The sequence below is a fragment of the Ciceribacter thiooxidans genome, from assembly GCF_014126615.1.
Classification (GTDB): Bacteria; Pseudomonadota; Alphaproteobacteria; order Rhizobiales; family Rhizobiaceae; genus Allorhizobium; species Allorhizobium thiooxidans.
The window spans coordinates 3033713-3050742 of the sequence record NZ_CP059896.1 but is presented as its reverse complement, the minus strand read 5'-3'; the positions used below and the strand labels follow the sequence as shown (position 1 = coordinate 3050742).

Annotated in this window: 24 protein-coding genes, 1 tRNA gene and 1 riboswitch; of the genes, 8 read left to right on the top strand and 17 right to left on the bottom strand. The window is 62.7% G+C overall.

All coding sequences use genetic code 11. From position 1 onward, the window contains the following. Positions 1-25 precede the first annotated feature (25 nt). Entirely contained in the window at positions 26-709 is a 684-nt protein-coding gene (gene phoB, locus H4I97_RS15030) for a phosphate regulon transcriptional regulator PhoB (RefSeq protein WP_182305449.1), read from the top strand. Positions 710-778: 69 nt separating this feature from the next. Here phoB and H4I97_RS15025 read toward each other — a convergent pair whose 3' ends face one another. Next, complete coding sequence (locus H4I97_RS15025) at positions 779-1303, bottom strand: GcrA family cell cycle regulator (protein ID WP_182305448.1); 525 nt, start codon at positions 1301-1303, stop codon at positions 779-781. A 422-nt stretch (positions 1304-1725) separates the two neighbouring features. Between H4I97_RS15025 and H4I97_RS15020 the strand changes: the two genes are divergently transcribed. The 3 genes from H4I97_RS15020 to H4I97_RS15010 all read left to right on the top strand — a co-directional run bounded on the left by H4I97_RS15020 (position 1726) and on the right by H4I97_RS15010 (position 4989). Next, positions 1726-2931, top strand: coding sequence for an aspartate aminotransferase family protein (locus tag H4I97_RS15020; protein ID WP_182305447.1), 1206 nt, complete (start codon positions 1726-1728; stop codon positions 2929-2931). Positions 2932-2958: 27 nt separating this feature from the next. Then, positions 2959-3876 carry an ornithine carbamoyltransferase gene (gene argF, locus H4I97_RS15015; protein WP_182305446.1) on the top strand — a complete coding sequence of 306 codons (918 nt, stop codon included), beginning with the start codon at positions 2959-2961 and terminating at the stop codon, positions 3874-3876. A 123-nt stretch (positions 3877-3999) separates the two neighbouring features. Beyond that, complete coding sequence (locus H4I97_RS15010; protein WP_182305445.1) at positions 4000-4989, top strand: Hsp33 family molecular chaperone; 990 nt, start codon at positions 4000-4002, stop codon at positions 4987-4989. 71 nt (positions 4990-5060) lie between these two features. Here H4I97_RS15010 and apaG read toward each other — a convergent pair whose 3' ends face one another. Then, on the bottom strand, positions 5061-5453 hold the full coding sequence (gene apaG, locus H4I97_RS15005; protein ID WP_182305444.1) for a Co2+/Mg2+ efflux protein ApaG: 393 nt from the start codon (positions 5451-5453) through the stop codon (positions 5061-5063). Positions 5454-5651: 198 nt separating this feature from the next. Then, positions 5652-6836, bottom strand: a complete 1185-nt coding sequence (locus H4I97_RS15000; protein WP_182305443.1) for an O-succinylhomoserine sulfhydrylase — start codon at positions 6834-6836, stop codon at positions 5652-5654. 47 nt (positions 6837-6883) lie between these two features. Beyond that, positions 6884-6962: riboswitch (SAM riboswitch) on the bottom strand. A 73-nt stretch (positions 6963-7035) separates the two neighbouring features. Here H4I97_RS15000 and H4I97_RS14995 point away from each other — a divergent pair. Next, complete coding sequence (locus H4I97_RS14995) at positions 7036-8133, top strand: 2'-deoxycytidine 5'-triphosphate deaminase (protein WP_182305442.1); 1098 nt, start codon at positions 7036-7038, stop codon at positions 8131-8133. On the opposite strand, the gene H4I97_RS14990 is transcribed toward H4I97_RS14995, so the two are convergent. Beyond that, entirely contained in the window at positions 8101-8910 is an 810-nt protein-coding gene (locus H4I97_RS14990) for an ion transporter (protein ID WP_182305441.1), read from the bottom strand. The genes H4I97_RS14995 and H4I97_RS14990 overlap by 33 nt on opposite strands. Before the next feature lie 149 nt (positions 8911-9059). Here H4I97_RS14990 and H4I97_RS14985 point away from each other — a divergent pair. After that, positions 9060-9133, top strand: a tRNA-Gly gene (locus tag H4I97_RS14985). Positions 9134-9183: 50 nt separating this feature from the next. On the opposite strand, the gene H4I97_RS14980 is transcribed toward H4I97_RS14985, so the two are convergent. Genes H4I97_RS14980 through H4I97_RS14920 form a run of 13 tightly spaced genes read right to left on the bottom strand, consistent with a single transcriptional unit; the run spans position 9184 to position 16093 of the window. Then, positions 9184-10326 carry a site-specific integrase gene (locus H4I97_RS14980; RefSeq protein WP_182305440.1) on the bottom strand — a complete coding sequence of 381 codons (1143 nt, stop codon included), beginning with the start codon at positions 10324-10326 and terminating at the stop codon, positions 9184-9186. Then, positions 10316-10534 carry a hypothetical protein gene (locus H4I97_RS14975; RefSeq protein ID WP_182307718.1) on the bottom strand — a complete coding sequence of 73 codons (219 nt, stop codon included), beginning with the start codon at positions 10532-10534 and terminating at the stop codon, positions 10316-10318. The genes H4I97_RS14980 and H4I97_RS14975 overlap by 11 nt, the downstream gene beginning before the upstream one ends. Continuing rightward, complete coding sequence (locus H4I97_RS14970) at positions 10531-11061, bottom strand: hypothetical protein (protein WP_182305439.1); 531 nt, start codon at positions 11059-11061, stop codon at positions 10531-10533. Before H4I97_RS14970 ends, H4I97_RS14975 begins: the two co-directional genes overlap by 4 nt. Continuing rightward, a complete protein-coding gene (locus H4I97_RS14965) occupies positions 11058-12008 on the bottom strand; it encodes a Lar family restriction alleviation protein (RefSeq protein WP_182305438.1) in 951 nt (316 codons plus the stop codon). Before H4I97_RS14965 ends, H4I97_RS14970 begins: the two co-directional genes overlap by 4 nt. Next, entirely contained in the window at positions 12001-12870 is an 870-nt protein-coding gene (locus H4I97_RS14960) for a hypothetical protein (protein ID WP_182305437.1), read from the bottom strand. The genes H4I97_RS14965 and H4I97_RS14960 overlap by 8 nt, the downstream gene beginning before the upstream one ends. Beyond that, on the bottom strand, positions 12867-13109 hold the full coding sequence (locus H4I97_RS14955) for a ribbon-helix-helix domain-containing protein (protein ID WP_182305436.1): 243 nt from the start codon (positions 13107-13109) through the stop codon (positions 12867-12869). Before H4I97_RS14955 ends, H4I97_RS14960 begins: the two co-directional genes overlap by 4 nt. 31 nt (positions 13110-13140) lie before the next feature. Further along, positions 13141-14529: a DNA polymerase III subunit beta gene (dnaN, locus tag H4I97_RS14950; RefSeq protein ID WP_182305435.1), complete on the bottom strand. Its 1389-nt coding sequence runs from the start codon at positions 14527-14529 to the stop codon at positions 13141-13143. Next, positions 14522-14890: a VVA0879 family protein gene (locus tag H4I97_RS14945; RefSeq protein WP_182305434.1), complete on the bottom strand. Its 369-nt coding sequence runs from the start codon at positions 14888-14890 to the stop codon at positions 14522-14524. Before H4I97_RS14945 ends, dnaN begins: the two co-directional genes overlap by 8 nt. After that, positions 14890-15063, bottom strand: coding sequence for a hypothetical protein (locus tag H4I97_RS14940; RefSeq protein WP_182305433.1), 174 nt, complete (start codon positions 15061-15063; stop codon positions 14890-14892). Before H4I97_RS14940 ends, H4I97_RS14945 begins: the two co-directional genes overlap by 1 nt. Next, entirely contained in the window at positions 15056-15394 is a 339-nt protein-coding gene (locus tag H4I97_RS14935; RefSeq protein WP_182305432.1) for a hypothetical protein, read from the bottom strand. The genes H4I97_RS14940 and H4I97_RS14935 overlap by 8 nt, the downstream gene beginning before the upstream one ends. Positions 15395-15409: 15 nt before the next feature. Beyond that, positions 15410-15745: a hypothetical protein gene (locus H4I97_RS14930; protein ID WP_182305431.1), complete on the bottom strand. Its 336-nt coding sequence runs from the start codon at positions 15743-15745 to the stop codon at positions 15410-15412. Next, entirely contained in the window at positions 15729-15926 is a 198-nt protein-coding gene (locus H4I97_RS14925; protein WP_182305430.1) for a hypothetical protein, read from the bottom strand. Before H4I97_RS14925 ends, H4I97_RS14930 begins: the two co-directional genes overlap by 17 nt. Before the next feature lie 8 nt (positions 15927-15934). After that, the gene (locus tag H4I97_RS14920; RefSeq protein ID WP_182305429.1) at positions 15935-16093 is read right to left on the bottom strand and encodes a hypothetical protein; all 159 of its coding nucleotides are present in this window, start codon (positions 16091-16093) and stop codon (positions 15935-15937) included. A gap of 86 nt (positions 16094-16179) precedes the next feature. On the opposite strand from H4I97_RS14920, the gene H4I97_RS14915 reads away from it, so the two are divergent. After that, positions 16180-16431, top strand: a complete 252-nt coding sequence (locus H4I97_RS14915; RefSeq protein WP_182305428.1) for a hypothetical protein — start codon at positions 16180-16182, stop codon at positions 16429-16431. Beyond that, positions 16428-16979 (top strand): hypothetical protein, encoded by a 552-nt coding sequence (locus tag H4I97_RS14910; protein WP_210297085.1) that lies wholly within the window; start codon positions 16428-16430, stop codon positions 16977-16979. Before H4I97_RS14915 ends, H4I97_RS14910 begins: the two co-directional genes overlap by 4 nt. Positions 16980-17030: the final 51 nt, after the last annotated feature.

The following is a 17030-nucleotide window of genomic DNA, read 5'->3' as shown; positions in this document are numbered from 1 at the left end:
TGCCGCTGCGGAGGATGAGCAAGCGATGCAGCCAAGAATAGTGGTGGTCGAAGACGAAGAGGCGCTGAGCGTACTCCTTCGTTACAATCTGGAAGCCGAAGGCTACGAGGTGGAGACGATTCCGCGCGGCGACGAGGCGGAACTGCGTCTCCAGGAAAGGGTTCCCGATCTCCTGCTGCTGGACTGGATGCTGCCGGGCGTCTCCGGGATTGAACTCTGCCGCAGGCTGCGGATGCGGCCGGAAACCGAACGCCTGCCGGTCATCATGCTGACGGCGCGCGGCGAGGAGAGCGAGCGGGTGCGCGGTCTCGCCACGGGGGCTGATGACTACGTCGTCAAGCCGTTTTCCACGCCGGAACTGATGGCGCGCGTCAAGGCGATGCTGCGGCGCGCGCGTCCCGAGGTGCTCTCGAGTGTCCTTCGCTGCGGCGACATCGAGCTTGACCGGGAGACGCACCGCGTTCATCGCAAGAGCCGCGAGGTTCGCCTCGGCCCGACCGAATTCCGGTTGCTGGAGTTCCTGATGTCGTCGCCCGGCCGCGTCTTCTCCCGATCGCAGCTTCTGGACGGCGTATGGGGGCACGACATCTATGTCGACGAACGCACCGTCGATGTCCATGTCGGACGCCTGCGCAAGGCGCTCAACTTTTCCAACATGCAGGACGTCATCCGCACCGTGCGCGGGGCAGGCTACTCGATGGAGGCCTGAGGTCCTGTCGTCTCATGTATAAAAAAACGGGCCCGCGGGGCCCGTTTTCTCTGCTGTGTCGGCGAAAGCTTACCGTTCCGCCTTGCGACGCTCGGAAACCGGCTGGTAGGCGAGCTTCGCGTGATAGCTGCAATAGGGTGAGGAATCGAGAGACTCGCAGCCGCAGAAGTGGAACTCGTCGCTCATCGGATCGCCGATCGGCCACTTGCAGGTACGCTCCGTGAGTTCCGTCAGGCCGAGGCGGCGGGAAATCGGAATCACGACGTTGGAGGAGGTTACGGCGCGGACCTCTTGGATGAGACCGATCTGGCCCTCTTCCTTCAGTATGGCGCCGCCTGCCGGCCGGGCGTTTGCACGGGTGGGAACGCGTGCAGCAAAGCCCGACGGACGAGGGGTCGGTGCCGGGCGTTTCGGCGTACGCGCCGGTGCCGTGCCGCCGCCGGACTTTGCGCGTCCCGGCAGGTTCAGACGGTGGACCTTGCCGATCACGGCATTCCTGCTGACTCCGCCGAGTTGCGCGGCGATCTGGCTTGCGCTCAGGCCTTCAGCCCAAAGCCTTTTCAGTTTTTCGACGCGCTCATCTGTCCAATTCATGCCATTATCTCCGCCGTCGCGATTTTGATGGCAGAATCCGTCACCGTTGCTTCGAACGAATCCGAAACAAAACTTCCTCGATACTTTCGGTGACTATTTCTGCCGCATGCAATCTTTTAATGTAAATTTAACCTAGTGTGGCGCTGACTCCGTGACAAGAGTCGGACGAATCAACGGGAATCGATTTTCAAGTTTTCCCCAACTTGCTGGTTGGCGTTGGCGCAAAAAATCAAAGCTGTGAAAGTCGTCCCGGCGTGACAAAAAACCTTTGCCTGTCGCAGTTTTGTTGACAGCGCAACGGGAAATGCCGATAGTGCCAGCCGCCGCCGAAAGGCGGCATTTTTGATTTTTTCGGGGATTTTTCTCCGGGAAATCGGATGATCGTTCTTGACATCTATCGGTTGCGAAGGAGCTGTTCCGCCATGGCTGAAGCCACGCCGCTTTACGAAACCTACCTGCGCGCGCCTTTGCGTTTCGAGCGCGGCGAAGGGGTTTGGCTGATTGCGGAGAATGGTGAGCGATATCTCGATTTCGCGGCCGGTGTTGCAGTGAATGCGCTCGGTCATGCGCATCCGCATCTCGTCGAGGCCCTGAAGGCGCAGGCCGGAAAGGTCTGGCACCTGTCGAACCTCTATGAGGTGCCGGGCCAGGAGACTCTGGGTGAACGGCTGACGAACGCGACCTTCGCCGACAAGGTGTTCTTCACCAATTCGGGCGCCGAGGCGCTGGAATGCGCGATCAAGACCGCGCGCCGCTATCATTTCTCGAAGGGGCACCCGGAGAAGTTCCACATCATTACCTTCGAGGGTGCCTTCCATGGCCGCACGCTGGCGACGATCGCTGCGGGAGGGCAGGCGAAGTACCTTGAAGGTTTCGGACCCAAGGCACCGGGCTTCGACCAGGTGCCGTTCGGCGATATCGAGGCGGTGAAGGCGGCGATCACCGATAATACGGCTGCAATCCTCATCGAGCCGGTGCAGGGTGAAGGCGGCATTCGTACGGCGTCCAATGAGTTCCTGCGGGCGCTTCGCCAGATCTGCGACGAAAAGGGGCTTCTCCTGATCCTCGACGAAGTCCAGTCGGGCGTCGGGCGCACAGGCAAGCTCTTCGCCCATGAATGGGCCGGCATCACGCCCGATATCATGGCCGTCGCCAAGGGTATCGGTGGCGGCTTTCCTCTGGGTGCCTGTCTTGCCACGGCGGAGGCTGCGTCCGGCATGAAAGCCGGAACGCACGGCTCGACCTACGGCGGCAATCCGTTGGCGATGGCCGTCGGCAACGCCGTGCTCGACGTTGTTCTTGCAGATGGTTTTCTGGAGCACGTGCGAGATGTGGCGCTGGTCTTCCGGCAGGGGCTCGCAGCGCTTCACGACCGCTTCCCCGACGTCATCGAGGATATCCGTGGCGAGGGCCTGATGCTCGGCATCAAGGCGAAGGTACCGAACGCAGAACTGCTGCAGGCCATGCGGGACGAGCACATTCTCAGCGTTCCGGCTGGCGACAATGTCATTCGCCTGCTGCCGCCGCTGATCACGACAGCGGAAGAAGCGCGCGAGGGGCTTTCGCGGATCGAGCGCGCGGCCGAACGGGTGCACGGCGCCCACGAAAAGCAGGCGGCACAAGCCTAAGCAGCAGAAATTCAGACAGGTTTTCCCATGGTATCTCCGAAGCATTTCCTCGACCTCTCGGCCGTTTCGTCCCACGATTTGCGCACCATCATGGATGACGCCCGTGTGCGGAAGCAGGCGACCAAATCCGGAACGGCGGACAAGCCGCTTGCCGGCAAGATGCTTGCGATGATCTTCGAAAAGCCGTCCACCCGCACGCGTGTGTCTTTCGACGTCGGTATGCGCCAGCTCGGTGGCGAGACCCTCTTCCTTTCCGGCACGGAAATGCAGCTCGGCCGTGCCGAAACGATCGGCGACACCGCAAAGGTCCTTTCGCGCTTCGTGGATGCGATCATGATCCGCACGACCGATCATTCGCGTCTCCTGGAGATGGCGGAGCACGCGACGGTTCCCGTCATCAACGCGCTGACCGACAGCACGCATCCCTGCCAGATCATGGCCGACATCATGACCTTCGAGGAGCATCGCGGTCCGGTGAAGGGCAAGACGCTCGCCTGGACCGGAGACGGCAACAATGTCCTGCATTCGCTCGTGGAAGGAGCCGCCCGCTTCGGCTACCGGATGAACATGGCCGTACCGCTCGGGTCCGAGCCGGACGACAAGTACCTCAACTGGGCGCGCGACAATGGCGGTGAAGTCATGCTTTGCCACGAGGCGGAGCGCGCCGTGGAAGGTGCTGACGCCGTCATTACCGATACCTGGATTTCGATGAACCAGGAGCACAAGGCCAGGGGGCACAACGTCTTCCAGCCCTACCAGGTGAACGGAGCGTTGATGGCGCATGCAAAGCCGGATGCCCTCTTCATGCATTGCCTGCCCGCACACCGCGGCGAAGAGGTCACCGACGAGGTGATCGACGGTCCGCAGTCCGTCGTGTTCGACGAGGCAGAGAACCGGCTGCACGCGCAGAAATCGATCCTCGCCTGGTGCCTTGGTGCGATCTGATCCGGTTTGCTCGCGCCTGTCGCATCCGGCTTGATCTTCTCGCCTGGGGACCCCATGTGAGCGGTAAATTCGGGACTGATGCGTCCCCGGCAATCAGGCGCCTGCGGCGCAAGGAGTACAATAATGGCAGACAAGGCCACTGAACTCGGCGAATTCGGTTTCGCCGGAGATGACCGTGTTGTTCCGTTTCAGGTGGAAGGTCTCGATGTGCGTGGCCGGGCCGTGCAGCTCGGCCCGCTGGTCAACACCATTCTCGCGCGGCACGACTATCCGGCGCCCGTCGCCCGCCTTCTGGCGGAGGCGATGGTCCTCACGGTCCTGATCGGTACGTCATTGAAATTTCAGGGTAAATTTACGGTACAGACGAAGAGCAACGGGCCGGTGGATCTCCTGGTCGTCGACTTCTCGACGCCGGAAGACGTGCGCGCCTATGCCCGCTTCGACGAGGATGCACTGAAAACGGCAGTCGAGGAAGACAGGACTTCACCGGAGGCCCTGCTCGGTGAAGGCGTGCTTGCATTCACCATCGACCAGGGCAGCTTCATGCAGCCTTACCAGGGCATCGTGCCTCTCGACGGTACCTCGCTCGAGGAGATTGCCGGGGTCTACTTCCGTCAGTCGGAACAGATTCCGACGCGGGTGCGTCTCGGCGTCGCCGAGTTCTTCGATCGCGACGAGGAGGGACATCCGCGCCGCGGCTGGCGGGCTGGAGGGCTGATTGCCCAGTTCTTGCCCGAGGCGCCGGAACGGATGCGCCAGCCGGACCTGCATGGTGGTGACGGTGACGACGGCGAGTATGTCTTTTCGGAGGACGATGCCTGGTCGGAAGCGCAGGTGCTCGTCGACACCGTCGACGCCGACGAACTGACCGATCCCCAAATCGGCATAGAGCGCCTCCTGTTCCGTCTATTCCATGAGCGCGGCGTGCGGGTTTACCAGCCGCAGCCGGTCTTCGACCGGTGCAGTTGTTCGCGGGAGAAGATAAAGGGAGTCTTGAAGAGCTTTTCCGACGAGGAGATCGAAGAGAGCCAGGAAGACGGCGCGATCACCGTCACCTGCGAATTCTGCTCGACCACCTACCGCTATGAAGCGGCCGAGGTTCGCGAAGTCTGAAATTGACGACGGCACCGTCCAGACCGGCGGTGCCGTTTTTCATTGCGGTTGGCTGCTCGGTCCGCCCGGCCTCAGTTGAGGACGCGCAGCATGCCCGGCGCGTCGAGCGAGAATGCCGGGATAGCCACCTCGAAGCGGTCGCCCTCATCGGTTTCCATCTGGTAATGGCCGAACATGACGCCTGAAGGCGTGTCGAGCGGGCAACCCGAGGAGTATTCGTAGGTGTCGCCGGGCCTCAGCTGCGGCTGCTCGCCGACAACGCCAGGGCCGGTGACCTCGTCGACCTGGCCGTTCTGGTCGGTAATGTGCCAGTAGCGGTTCACCAGGCGGACCGACCTGTCCGAGTGATTGGTGATCGCCACCCGGTATCCCCAGACGTATCGTCCGTCATCCGGATCGGACTGCTCTTCGAGGTAGTAAGGCTCGACACTGACTTCGATATCCTGCGTCAGGGCTCGATACATAGGGTTGACCTTCTTTATGCCTTGCTAACCATATCTATCAGCTCTCCGCACGGGTCAAGGAATGCGGACGTGCAGAGCAAGCAAAGTGTCGCGACTTCGTAAAATTGGTCCTAACGGCGACTAGCCGATTTGCCGTCTGTTGCGCTGACGAGCATGCCCGACGCGCGGGGCGCCGGGCAGCAGGACGCGTAAGATGGCTCAGGCCGGAACCTTGCGGAGCGCCTGGGCGAAGTCTTCCAGCAGGTCGTCGGTGTCCTCGATGCCGCAGGAAAGCCGCACGGTGCCACCCGAAATGCCGAGCTCGGCGCGGGCCTCGTCGGTCAGGTTCTTGTGTGTGGTCGTCGCCGGATGGGTAATCAGGCTCTTGGAGTCGCCGAGGTTGTTCGAAATCTCGACGATCTTCAGCGCATTCTGCAGCGCGAACGCGGCGGCCTTGCCGCCCTTCAGTTCGAAGGCGACCAGCGTCGAGCCGCCCGTCATCTGTTTGGCGATGATGTCCGCCTGCGGATGGTCGGCGCGACCGGGATAGACGACGCGTGCGACCTGTCCCTGCTCGGCAAGGAAGTCGGCGATCTTCGCGGCGCTCTGCGTCTGCTGGCGTGCACGCAGCGGCAGTGTCTCGACAGCTTTCAGAAGAGTCCATGCGTTGAACGGCGACATGGCCGGGCCGGTGTGGCGGAAATAGTCCTGGAACTCCTCGTCGATCCACTCCTTGCTCGACAGCACCACGCCGCCGAGGCAGCGACCCTGGCCGTCGATATGCTTGGTTGCGGAATAAACGACGACATGGGCGCCGAGCTCCAGCGGCTTCTGGAAGAGCGGGGTGGCGAAGACGTTGTCGACCACCAGCTTGGCGCCGACCTGATTTGCGAGCTTGGCGACGCCGGCGATGTCGATCACTTCGAGCGTCGGGTTCGTCGGGCTTTCGAGGAACATAACCCTGGTATTCGGGCGGATCGCCTTTTCCCAGTTCTCCAGATGGCGCCCGTCGACCAGCGTACATTCGATGCCGTATTTCGGGGCAAGCGTCTCGACCACCCAGCGGCAGGAACCGAAAAGGGCGCGGGCCGCGACGATGTGATCGCCGGCTCTCAGCTGGCAAAGGATGGCGGCAGCGACGGCAGCCATACCGGATGCGGTGGCACGAGCCTCCTCTGCCCCTTCCAGCAGGCACATGCGTTTCTCGAACATGTCGTTCGTCGGGCTGCCGTAACGGGCGTAGATGAAGCCATCGTCCTCACCCTTGAAGCGCGCTTCCGCCGCCTCGGAGGACTCGTAGACGAAACCCTGCGTCATGAAGATCGCTTCCGAGGTCTCGCCGTACTGAGAGCGAAGGGTGCCTCCATGAACCAGTCGCGTTGCGGGACGCCAGTTTTTGCTCATGCCACTCAGCCTTTCAAACACAAAAAAACCGGTCGCGATTTCGGACCGGTTTCAAGCACCCGGTCTCTTTAGCCATTTGTTTAACGTGGCTGCAAGCCGACCGGCCAAATCACCACGGGATAAGCTTGCCATACGCCGATCCCGGGCTTGCGTCAATTCCTCGACTTTGGTTTTGTCGGGCCAAACGGGATGGGACAAGATGACAAGGATCACGGGTATCCTGGCGGATCGCGCCATTGACGCTCTGTTCGGTGAAGGCCGGCTGAAAAGCGAGGCGCCTCTCGACGCCGACCAGGTGCAGCCGGCAAGCCTGGACCTGCGCCTCGGTTCGAGGGCGATGCGTGTCCGCGCGAGCTTCATGCCCGGTCGCGAGCACAAGGTTGCAGACAAGCTCGAACGCCTGACGTTGCACGAGATCGATCTCGAAGACGGGGCCGTTCTGGAAACGGGCTGCGTCTACATCGTGCCGCTGATGGAAAGCCTCGACCTGCCGCAGGACATGTCCGCCTCTGCCAATCCCAAGAGTTCGACCGGGCGTCTCGACATTTTCACCCGCGTGATGGTCGATCACGCCCAGGAGTTCGACAAGATCCCGGCCGGCTACCGTGGACCTCTCTATCTCGAAATCAGCCCGCGGACGTTTCCGGTCATCGTGCGGCGTGGATCACGCCTGTCGCAGATCAGGTTCCGCGTCGGCCATTCCCTGCTGAGCGACACCGAACTGCTCGATCTGCACCAGGCGGAGACGCTCGTCGCAAGCGAAGTGCCGAACGTCTCGGGCGGTGGCATTGCGCTGTCGATCGATCTCAAGGGCAGTGGCCCGGACGGCCTGATCGGTTATCGTGGCAAACACCATACCTCCGTGATCGACGTCGACCGCAAGGCGGCCCATGACGTGCTTGATTTCTGGGAACCGCTCTACAGCCGTGGACGCGACGAACTGATCCTCGATCCGGACGAGTTCTACATCCTCGTTTCGCGGGAAGCCGTCCACGTACCTCCGCTCTTCGCAGCAGAGATGACGCCCTACGATCCGCTGGTCGGCGAATTCCGCGTGCACTATGCAGGCTTCTTCGACCCCGGTTTCGGCCATGCCAGCGCAGGCGGCGCCGGAAGCCGCGCCGTCCTCGAGGTCCGCAGCCACGAGGTGCCGTTCATCCTCGAACACGGGCAGGTGATCGGACGTCTCGTTTACGAACACATGCAGGAGCGTCCGGCAGGCATTTACGGCACCGGCCTCGGCTCCAGCTACCAGGCGCAGGGGCTAAAGCTGTCCAAGCATTTCCGGGCTGGTTGAGGCGCGCCGCAGGGCCGCGACTTCCCTGCGCAGTTCTCTCAACTCCGCAAGGATGAGATCCTGGTTCTCCTTGAGGTCTTCCTGGTCTCCGGCGCTCGGAATCTCGTGCTCGGCCTGCATGGACGAGACGATGATCCCGATGAAGAGATTGAGGACCGTGAACGACGTCGCGACGATGAACGGAATGAAGAAGACCCAGGCGAGCGGGTGAAGCGTCATGACCGGTCGCACGACGTCGCCGGTCCAGCCTTCGAGCGTCATGACCTGGAAAAGCGTGAAGGCGGATTTGCCGATATTGCCGAAAAGCTCGGGGAAGTCCGCGGCAAAGAGCTTGGTCGCGGCGACGGACGAGACATAGAAGACGAGCCCCAGCAGAAGGAAGATCGAGCCCATGCCGGGGAGCGCGGAGAAGAGCCCGCCGACCACCCGCCGCATGGAAGGGACGACGGAAATCAGCCGGAAAAGACGTAAGACCCGCATCGCGCGCAGGATCGAGACCGTCTCCGTGGCCGGCACGATCGAGACGGCGATCACGAGAAGATCGAAAACCCGCCAGGGGTCGTGAAAGAAGCGACTGCGATAGACTATGAGTCTCGCCACGATCTCCAGGACGAAGATTGCTAGAAGCGTGTGATCCATCGCGTAGAGCAGGGATCCGTAGCGAGCCCAAAGGACGGGCGAGGTCTCGAGTCCCAGAGTAACGGCATTCAGCAGGATCAGGGTGGTGATCGCCGTTTCGAAGTGGTTGGATTCGAGAAGGCGACGGAGCAAGGGCATGGGTAGTCATCCGGATGTCTGGCGGTCGCCGCCACATTGCTCCGGGAAAGTAAAAACTTGGTGGCTTTGGTGCGTGTCTTGCAAAGCGTCGCCGCGCCGGCTCTTCACACTTGACAGACCGGGGGATCTGTTGGATTTGTGCCCCTGTTGCGGGTGTAGCTCAATGGTAGAGCAGCAGCTTCCCAAGCTGAATACGAGGGTTCGATTCCCTTCACCCGCTCCAGCAACTTCAAGCACTTGCATTTTCGGCGTGTCACTCGTGTCAGTTCCGTGTCACTGACGGTTCTTGGTTCGTGCCTCGGCGACCTTGCGGCTTGATTCGAGGCCGTCGCCGCGGCTGTAGCGGCGGGTCATCTTCGTGGTGGTGTGGGTGGCGAGTTCGCGGGCCGCTTCGAGCGATCCCGTCGCTTCCACGGTTTCCGATACCGCACCGGCGCGGGAATCCATGGACCATATATCGGCCGGCACGCCCGCCTTGTCGCGCACCTTTCGGAACTTCTCGGTATAGCGATTGTCCCAGTACGGCTTGCCGCTATCCTCGTCCAGCACGACCGGCCCGATCTCCGGAAGCCGATAGGCTTTCAATGCCTCCTGCACCAGCGGAAGCACCTTCAGGTCGCGCGCGACCTCGGCGGCGGTCTTGCTCGTCCTCACCTTCAGGATCATTTCCTTCGAGATGTCGCCGGCCGTCAGCCCGCGCCAGCGGAACGGCCCGCCCTCCGGCGTCGGCGCCCATTCGCCGATCACGTCGATCCGTCGCAAGGCCGTCTCGAACTTGAGCGCCTCGACGAAACCGACGGACGGGCATTCCATCTCGGCGCTCATCTTCACGATCGCGAGGCACTGGTCGTAGCTCATCGCCGTCATGCGCGGGGCTGGCTGCTCGAAGCGCATGTTGGCGAGGATTTCGCGCGCCTGGCCGCATCCTGCGAGCCGCTCTCCGGCGCCATAGGTCAGGATGACCCGCAGGAGCTTGATCGCGCCTGCCGCCCGCCTGTGGCCCCGCTTTCGCCAGTTGTCGAACCACCTGGAGAAATCGGAGGCCCGGAGCTTGTCTATGCGGCGCTCTCCGACTGCCTTTTCGAGCACGCGAAGGCTCGGCTCATAGTCGCGGATCCGCGTCGAGTGCTTCACCTTGCGCAGGGTTGCGGTCGGATCATCCTTGTAGCATGCGATCAGCGACTTGATCGTGCCGTCATAGGCGGGCGGCATGTCGCGTTTGTCGAGATCGCACCGCAGCTCTTCCGTCAGCCGGCGGCATTCCGCGGCAATCTGCTCGTCCGTCAGGCCGTCGGCAAGACGGACCGCCGACAAAAACGAAGGGGCGGATTTGACCGCCCGCTTCGGATTCCAGTAGTGGACGGGCGTCCCGTCCTTGTTGCGCCGGTATTGATATCCCGGTCTGTCAGTCCTCATCCCAATTTTCCTTTCCATCTGGGGCAAGAGCGCCAGGCGGAAGCACGCCGCCCTTCTCCTCCGCTTCCGTCTCGTCATCCCTTCTCCTTGCCGAGGGGATGAGTGTGACCACGAGGGAGCGGATATCGATCTGCACGGCGGCGCCCTGGTTCCTGGCGGCGCGGATTATGCGCTCCATATCGGCCTGACGGAAGGCTCCCCTGCTCATCGGCCCTTCATCCATTGCTTGAAGTCGCCATACATCTTCCGCCAGCGGGCGGCGGCTTGCGGGTCCGTGTCGAGTTCGGCGCGCGACTGGACGGCGAGCATGGTGCGCACGCGGGTCGCGACGCGGATGCGGTCGGTCGTCTCGACGCCGTGGACCTCGAAGAGCCAACGCAGGAAGGCCGCGTCGCCGCAGGCGATGGCGCATTGCTGGGCGAGGCTCGCCTTTTCCTTCTTCGCCTGCAGCGTCTCGATCTCTCGCTTCTGGCGGCGTATGACCTCGAACGCCTCCTGCGCAACCATCAGGACGGCGCGGAGGAAGAGGGGCGCGTTGAACAGCAGCTCCTCGTCGTCATAGGCGCATCCACGCTCTACCGTCGCCAGCACCTGCACCTCGCCGGTCATGGCATCGCGGGCGCCGACCTGCGGACGGCCGACCGCGGCATCGTACAGCCGCACCCATTCTTCCGAGGCGAGCCCGGCCGTCACCTCGGCCCGCTTGTAGATCGCGCGCGCCTCGTCGAGGGTCATGGGGTTTCCTTACCGGTGAGAGCGGCTTTGATGCCTGGCATATCTTCGCCGAGGCTTTCGAATGAGTAGCCGGTTCCTTTTCCGCCAAACCATCCGGCCATATGCTCAATATGGTCGATCGCCAATTTGAGTGCAGAACGTGCGTTGTCACGCTCGATTCGAAGTGTATCTGCAGCAGCTTTGACAGCGTCTCGACTTCCTTCTGCTTCCCGCCGCAGGCGCCACTGCTCGGCGCGTTCTGCCTCAGTGGATTCCAGCGCGTTGGCGGCGTGCCTCAGTGTCTCCCGAAGCTCGTCCTCCATTTGCTCCCAGCCCGCCGTGTCGCGGATCATCTGGGGCGTGATGGTTCCCCGCGCATTCGATTGGGTGGATGGTTCTGCCTCGACAGCCTTTGGCTCGACTTCAAAAACACCAAGACCGCGCGCTTGCATCTCTTTCAGCAGGTACAGGCCGACATCGATCGCATCACCCGAGTAGTGCTGCTTCAAAGCTGAGACAGCACAGCCAAGATTCCACGCCACACCATTGCCCGGTTGATGTTCGTAAGTGTAGGCGCGATGAGGCCCAGGAGGATCGTATGCTGCGCCGTACATGCCTAGCGCTCTGGTGAGCGTCAGGTGTATCCCCTCCACATTCGATTGGGGCGGGGGGAGTTCGCAACGCTCCCCCCTGTCCGTCTCTCCGGCTATGGTCTGATTTCCCGGCGACGGCTTATGCGTTTGTAGGGTTGGCGTGCGGCGGTTCCAGTCTTCGACCATGACCGTCATGCGTTCATCGTCGGAAAGCTCCGGATGATCGCCACGGCACATGATCATGTTGGCGTTGCACCCTGTGCAGTAGACCGCAGCGCCATGATCGATGCGACCGGTCTGCATGGCGCGGTACGCCTGCTGGAAATCTTGCTCAGCTTCACCGCCGCAGAACGGGCAGGGCAGAAGATCAGCCATTGTCAGAGCCCTCCGCCGCTTTGGCATTTGCCGGGTGGTCGACGGTGATGTGCTCGCTGTTGCGGGTATGGCTGAAGGTCGAGCAGGTGAAGACGAGGCCGTGGGCGGCCTGCCATTCGTCGCAGGCGCGCTTTATGCGCTCGGCGAGGTCCTTCTCCTGCTCCGGCGAGCATTCGAACCACGGGCCGTCGTCGTGTTCGTCGGCCCTGCGGTCGCCATCGGCGAAGTTTTCCTCCGCGCGTTCGAGCAGCTTATAGGTCTCGATCCAGTCGGCGAGCCGCAGCGGATCCTGACGGGCCTCGACGATATGGAACGAGAGATGCCATGCGCCGCCGTCATCCTGGCATTCTCCGAGTTCATCGCCCGTCGCTGCCTGAATGATGGCCTTGCGGGTATCCTCCGGGCCGACGGTGCACCATTCCTCGTCTTTGCCTGCCCACCACTGCCACGGGCTTTCGGTCTTGACGGCATGGGCGGCGTGGCTCTGCTGACTGTCGACGGCCTTCCGGAGCCACTCGACGACATGGCGCATGATGTCCATGGATTCGTCGATCCCGGAGAGATTGGCGATGGATTGATCACGCAGGGCCGATTGCAGCAGGTCGGCGGCGGAAAAGTCCGGCTTGTGCTCCATCGCGGAGCGAGCAGCTTCCTGCAGGATCGCCGAAACCTCCTCGTTGAAGGCGCCATACAGGAAATCCTGCATCAACGTTCTTTCCCACTCGGTCGGTTCGTGGTCATCCGCTTCATCCGGCGAATAGACGTAGTCTTCGAGACTCCGCTCCATTGCATCCATGAGGCGTTTCCCTATGCCGCCATCGGCGTAGATCGGCCGCAATTCATGTTCGTCGGTTCTCGTCATGTCCGTTTCTCCTGACGTCCGGGGCGTATTGCGGGGGTGAGGCCGACGAGCAGGATTTCCTTTTCCTCGCCGTCGCCGGCGACGAGGAAGCGCTTGCCCTCAGTCATGACGCCGTCGAGCTGGAGCCAGAGCTGCAGCGCCTCACGGATGACCTGGCAACGGTTGATGCCGTGGCGGTGCGCGGCCCGCTGTAGCGTCTCGGCAAGCGCCGGCTGAAGGGTGATGGCGATGTTAAGCATGGCCGCCTCGCGGTAAGTGTGGCGCCCTTGTTCACGCGGCTGCATCTTCCGCATCCATTCCCGGCGCATTGCGCCAGCGCATCGGCGCGAGCACGTATGTTTCGTCTTCCTTGCCGTCTGGGATGAACACGACGCCGGTCGCGCCGTCCGTCAGATGCATGCGGACGCGATCCGTCGAGACGCTGTCGAGAAGGCGGATCAGCTGATGGCCGTTCATGCCGACGATGAATCTGGTTTCCGCGCTGGACTGGCAGGGAATGGCATCGGCTCCAATGCCGCCGTTCGTGCCGACCAGTTCCAGCCGTATGCGATCCCGCTCGACAATGAAGCGGATCGCATCCGTGTCGCGGTTGTCCGCGACGACGCCGACGCGCTTGACGCTCGCGACCAGGTCGGCCGTCGCGCACTCCGCGACGAGGCCATCCAGTCTAGGAATGACGGCGTCGTAGATCGGATAGACCGCGTCGACGAGCTTGGTGACGATCGTGGTGCCGCCGCTTGCCGCCGTCAGCGTCGCGTCCGTCGCCGACAGGCGGCAGTCCTTGCGGCTCGCGTCGAACAGCTTGCGGATCGCCTCCGCACCCTTTCTCGGCACGATAACATGCCGGTAGTTCGGACCGATCGCGGGCATATGCGGCTGCTCGACGCGACGGCAGCGGACGCGACCGAAGCTCAGGCCATCCGTCGCGATCACGGTCAGGATCGGCTTTCCGTCGACCTCCTCGTCGCGCAGGCAGAAGCCCGTGAGATAGATGCGGTGTTCCTTGTTATTGAGCCCGAATTCCGTTCGGGCGATCGCCGATGCGAGTTCCGGCCCGTCGACCATGAACCAATGATCAGCATGGCTCGTCACGATCGTCGGGAAATCGGCGCCCGGCAGGCACGGCATGGAAATGCGGGTTGCGCCGCAGGACACGGCGACCTGATCGGCGAAGCGACCCTGACCGAACGACACCTCGCCGGTTTCCGGCAGGCTCGCCACAAGAGCGCGGAGACGTTCCGCGGGCAGTGCAACGGCAATATCGGCGGCGGCGTCGAATGCCTCGCATTCCGTATCGATCTGCAGATCAAGGTCCGTCGCCCGGAGCGTCAGCACGCCGTTTTCGGTGCTCAGCAAAACGTGGGACAGGATGTCGATCTTCGACCTTGTCTCGACCGCCGACATCACCATGCCGAAAGCCTCCTTGAAGGAGGACTGATGCACCTTGAACCACGGATCAGCCATGGGCGAAGGCCTCCGGATGAACGAGCCGCGCAACCTTTTCCGCCAGCAGGGGGGGCGCAATGCCCATTCCACCCCGAACGCGTCATAGATCATCTGCAGTATTTCGGCGTGCGGCCGACGCTCGGCGACAGCCTCGTAAATGCGTTCGATTGCGCCTTCTTCGATCGTCACGATATCGTCCTCTTCGTCAGCCATGAGAGGCCTCCAGCGCTTGCGCTTCTTCCGGCGTTGCCACCTCGAAACGCGGATGCCTCTTGCCGTCTGTGGTTTCGACCTCGAGTGTATGCAGCGTGAACACTCCGCCGAGGGTCCAGTTGCACGGCTCTCCGTCCGGCTTCTCTCTCGGCGATCCGGCGCCGGTGAAGCGGCCGACGCAGGAGAAGCCGAGATACTTTTCGACCGCGTCGAAATCACTGCCTGCACCTGCCTTGATCAGGCTCGTCGCCGACTGGACCGTGCCGCACATCGGGCACCTGAGCGCAACATGCTGCCTGCCCGATACGCCCTGTGCATTGAGCCTGCGGTGAAACTCCTTAACCGGAATTACTTCAGCCATCAGTCATTCTCCCTGACGCGCTTGATTTTCTCGATCTTCTGGGCCGATTGCCTCTCGACCCTGCGGCGGACATCGGCGGCGTCGGCGCCGTTGACGTCGACCTTGTCGCCGCCGGCGAAATGCACCCGGAAGAGGATGAGCGCCGGCGCGGACGCTTTCTTCGGATCAGCCATTCGCTTGCCCCCTTCGCTGGAGCCAGGCGCGGGCGGCGCGGGAAAGATCGTGGTCCTCCTCCGGATTGCCGCGCAGGTTCACGAGGGTGAGCACGAGCCGGCAGGCCCAGAGCAGCGTGCGGCCGCTGCGCACGCCGCCGAGGCCCTCGAGGCGGATCCCTGAAAGCGCGCTTTCCCGCGCGGCCTCGATATCCGCCGTGATGACGGCGAGGTGATCCTCGGCGTGGCCGAGCTGCTCGACGGCGAAATCATCCACCGGCGGCAGGACGGGCCGCGGGCCAATGCTGCGGGCGGGGAAGGGCAGGATGGTGCAGAGGTGGGGCGCGTGCATCTGATCTGTCCTCGTCTAGAGCCTGATATCCATCTCGACGGCGATGTAGCGGTCGCGCCAGTCCGGCCAGTCCGGCCAGAGGTTCACGACCATGCGGGGATCGCCGTGGAGAAAGGTGTTCATGAACTTTCGCGCGTCGAAGACCGGCAGGGTGATGGCGTAGGAAATCGCCGCCTGCGCTTCCACGCAGCGCAGCTCGGCCGCGGCGACGCGCGGTGCATTGCGGCTGTCGTGGACGATGCGGAAGCCGAAATAGCCGGCGGTAGCGAGCGCCGCGCCTGTCACGGATGCGGCGATGACGGCGCCGGGATGGCCGGCGGCAACCGTGAGCGCCTCAATGAGCGGGGACATTGGGTGTCTCCTGCCGGACCGGATCGCGATCTATGCGGCTCGGCGTGTCGAAGTATTCCCGCGCCGCCACGGCGACGGCGAACTCCGCCAGCGCCTGCAGCTCGGAAAACCCGCGCTCCTCGGCGATCTGGCGCAGCCGCGCCTCGGTCGCCTCGTCGATGTGGATGGTGAGGGTGGCCATGGTGCACCTCAGATCTGCGTTGCAGCGAAGAAGCCGAGGGCGAGCGCGATGGCGCCGGCGGCGGCAAGCTCGATATCCGGCCGGCGGAGATAAAGGCCGAGCGCGCGAAGGCGCATCCGGGCGCGGGACGGGTGACATGAGATTGCGAGGGACTGCGAGCGGAGCATGATTTGCCTCCTTCATCCGTTCGGGAAACCGCAGCTGGCGGAATTCCCCTGAATTGTGGTGGATATCGTTGCGAGCGATGCAACGCATGCTTGCGGCCGAAGAAACGGCGCATGATGATTTCAGGCGGTGCATGGCCGTCAAAGCAGGACGGCCACGCACCTTCATCACCCAGTGCAAACCCCACCAGGAGACGATCTCCATGACTGACAAGAACAAGCCGCCATCGCCGCCACCGCCGCGCCCGCCACGGGTCGGCGTCGACGACTCTTCCGGCAAGACGCAGGACATCACGCGTGGCGTCGGCAATCGGCCCCCGCCGCCAAGAAAGGAAAAATGACGATGACTGCCGCCGACGATGACTGCGAAGAAAAGGTGCATGAACTGAAGCACACGGCCCTGCGAAACGCCCTCTATCATGCGGCGCGACGCGGGTTTCTCGACAGTGTGAACCGCATCTTCAACTTCGCCGTCATCATCGGCGGCACGAGCTATGCGGCAGATATCGCGGCCGGCGCCTACATTGTGACAATCGGCTTCGCGGTCGCCGGAATCGGTGCACTGCAGCTCGTCTTTGATTTTTCCGGAAGGGCGCGCGATCATCAGATCCTGCAACAGCGATACTATGCGGTTCTGGCGACCCTCGAAGAAAGCCGGCACCCGACCGAAGACGATTGCGCCCGCTGGAATGCCGATCTCCTGCGCATCTACGCGGACGAGCCGCCGACCCTGAGGGCGCTCGACGCCATTGCTGACAATCAGGCAACATGCGCCATCCTTGGCGGCGACAAGCCGCGTATGAAGGTCACGTTGTGGCAGAGCGTGACGCGCCATTTGCTGGCGCATAACGCAGGGACGTTCCCCGAAAATCCCGGCTGGCGCGGCTGACGCGCCATATGTCATGAGGTTCATCATCGGATCGCCGTCCTTCATCCGTTC

Excerpts from the sequence above, each read along its gene's own strand:
- phoB (WP_182305449.1), top strand. The coding sequence starts at position 26 with ATGCAGCCAAGAATAGTGGTGGTCGAAGACGAAGAGGCGCTGAGCGTA.
- H4I97_RS15025 (WP_182305448.1), bottom strand. The coding sequence starts at position 1,303 with ATGAATTGGACAGATGAGCGCGTCGAAAAACTGAAAAGGCTTTGGGCT.
- H4I97_RS15020 (WP_182305447.1), top strand. The coding sequence starts at position 1,726 with ATGGCTGAAGCCACGCCGCTTTACGAAACCTACCTGCGCGCGCCTTTG.
- argF (WP_182305446.1), top strand. The coding sequence starts at position 2,959 with ATGGTATCTCCGAAGCATTTCCTCGACCTCTCGGCCGTTTCGTCCCAC.
- H4I97_RS15010 (WP_182305445.1), top strand. The coding sequence starts at position 4,000 with ATGGCAGACAAGGCCACTGAACTCGGCGAATTCGGTTTCGCCGGAGAT.
- apaG (WP_182305444.1), bottom strand. The coding sequence starts at position 5,453 with ATGTATCGAGCCCTGACGCAGGATATCGAAGTCAGTGTCGAGCCTTAC.
- H4I97_RS15000 (WP_182305443.1), bottom strand. The coding sequence starts at position 6,836 with ATGAGCAAAAACTGGCGTCCCGCAACGCGACTGGTTCATGGAGGCACC.
- H4I97_RS14995 (WP_182305442.1), top strand. The coding sequence starts at position 7,036 with ATGACAAGGATCACGGGTATCCTGGCGGATCGCGCCATTGACGCTCTG.
- H4I97_RS14990 (WP_182305441.1), bottom strand. The coding sequence starts at position 8,910 with ATGCCCTTGCTCCGTCGCCTTCTCGAATCCAACCACTTCGAAACGGCG.
- H4I97_RS14980 (WP_182305440.1), bottom strand. The coding sequence starts at position 10,326 with ATGAGGACTGACAGACCGGGATATCAATACCGGCGCAACAAGGACGGG.
- H4I97_RS14975 (WP_182307718.1), bottom strand. The coding sequence starts at position 10,534 with ATGAGCAGGGGAGCCTTCCGTCAGGCCGATATGGAGCGCATAATCCGC.
- H4I97_RS14970 (WP_182305439.1), bottom strand. The coding sequence starts at position 11,061 with ATGACCCTCGACGAGGCGCGCGCGATCTACAAGCGGGCCGAGGTGACG.
- H4I97_RS14965 (WP_182305438.1), bottom strand. The coding sequence starts at position 12,008 with ATGGCTGATCTTCTGCCCTGCCCGTTCTGCGGCGGTGAAGCTGAGCAA.
- H4I97_RS14960 (WP_182305437.1), bottom strand. The coding sequence starts at position 12,870 with ATGACGAGAACCGACGAACATGAATTGCGGCCGATCTACGCCGATGGC.
- H4I97_RS14955 (WP_182305436.1), bottom strand. The coding sequence starts at position 13,109 with ATGCTTAACATCGCCATCACCCTTCAGCCGGCGCTTGCCGAGACGCTA.
- dnaN (WP_182305435.1), bottom strand. The coding sequence starts at position 14,529 with ATGGCTGACGAAGAGGACGATATCGTGACGATCGAAGAAGGCGCAATC.
- H4I97_RS14945 (WP_182305434.1), bottom strand. The coding sequence starts at position 14,890 with ATGGCTGAAGTAATTCCGGTTAAGGAGTTTCACCGCAGGCTCAATGCA.
- H4I97_RS14940 (WP_182305433.1), bottom strand. The coding sequence starts at position 15,063 with ATGGCTGATCCGAAGAAAGCGTCCGCGCCGGCGCTCATCCTCTTCCGG.
- H4I97_RS14935 (WP_182305432.1), bottom strand. The coding sequence starts at position 15,394 with ATGCACGCGCCCCACCTCTGCACCATCCTGCCCTTCCCCGCCCGCAGC.
- H4I97_RS14930 (WP_182305431.1), bottom strand. The coding sequence starts at position 15,745 with ATGTCCCCGCTCATTGAGGCGCTCACGGTTGCCGCCGGCCATCCCGGC.
- H4I97_RS14925 (WP_182305430.1), bottom strand. The coding sequence starts at position 15,926 with ATGGCCACCCTCACCATCCACATCGACGAGGCGACCGAGGCGCGGCTG.
- H4I97_RS14920 (WP_182305429.1), bottom strand. The coding sequence starts at position 16,093 with ATGCTCCGCTCGCAGTCCCTCGCAATCTCATGTCACCCGTCCCGCGCC.
- H4I97_RS14915 (WP_182305428.1), top strand. The coding sequence starts at position 16,180 with ATGCTTGCGGCCGAAGAAACGGCGCATGATGATTTCAGGCGGTGCATG.
- H4I97_RS14910 (WP_210297085.1), top strand. The coding sequence starts at position 16,428 with ATGACGATGACTGCCGCCGACGATGACTGCGAAGAAAAGGTGCATGAA.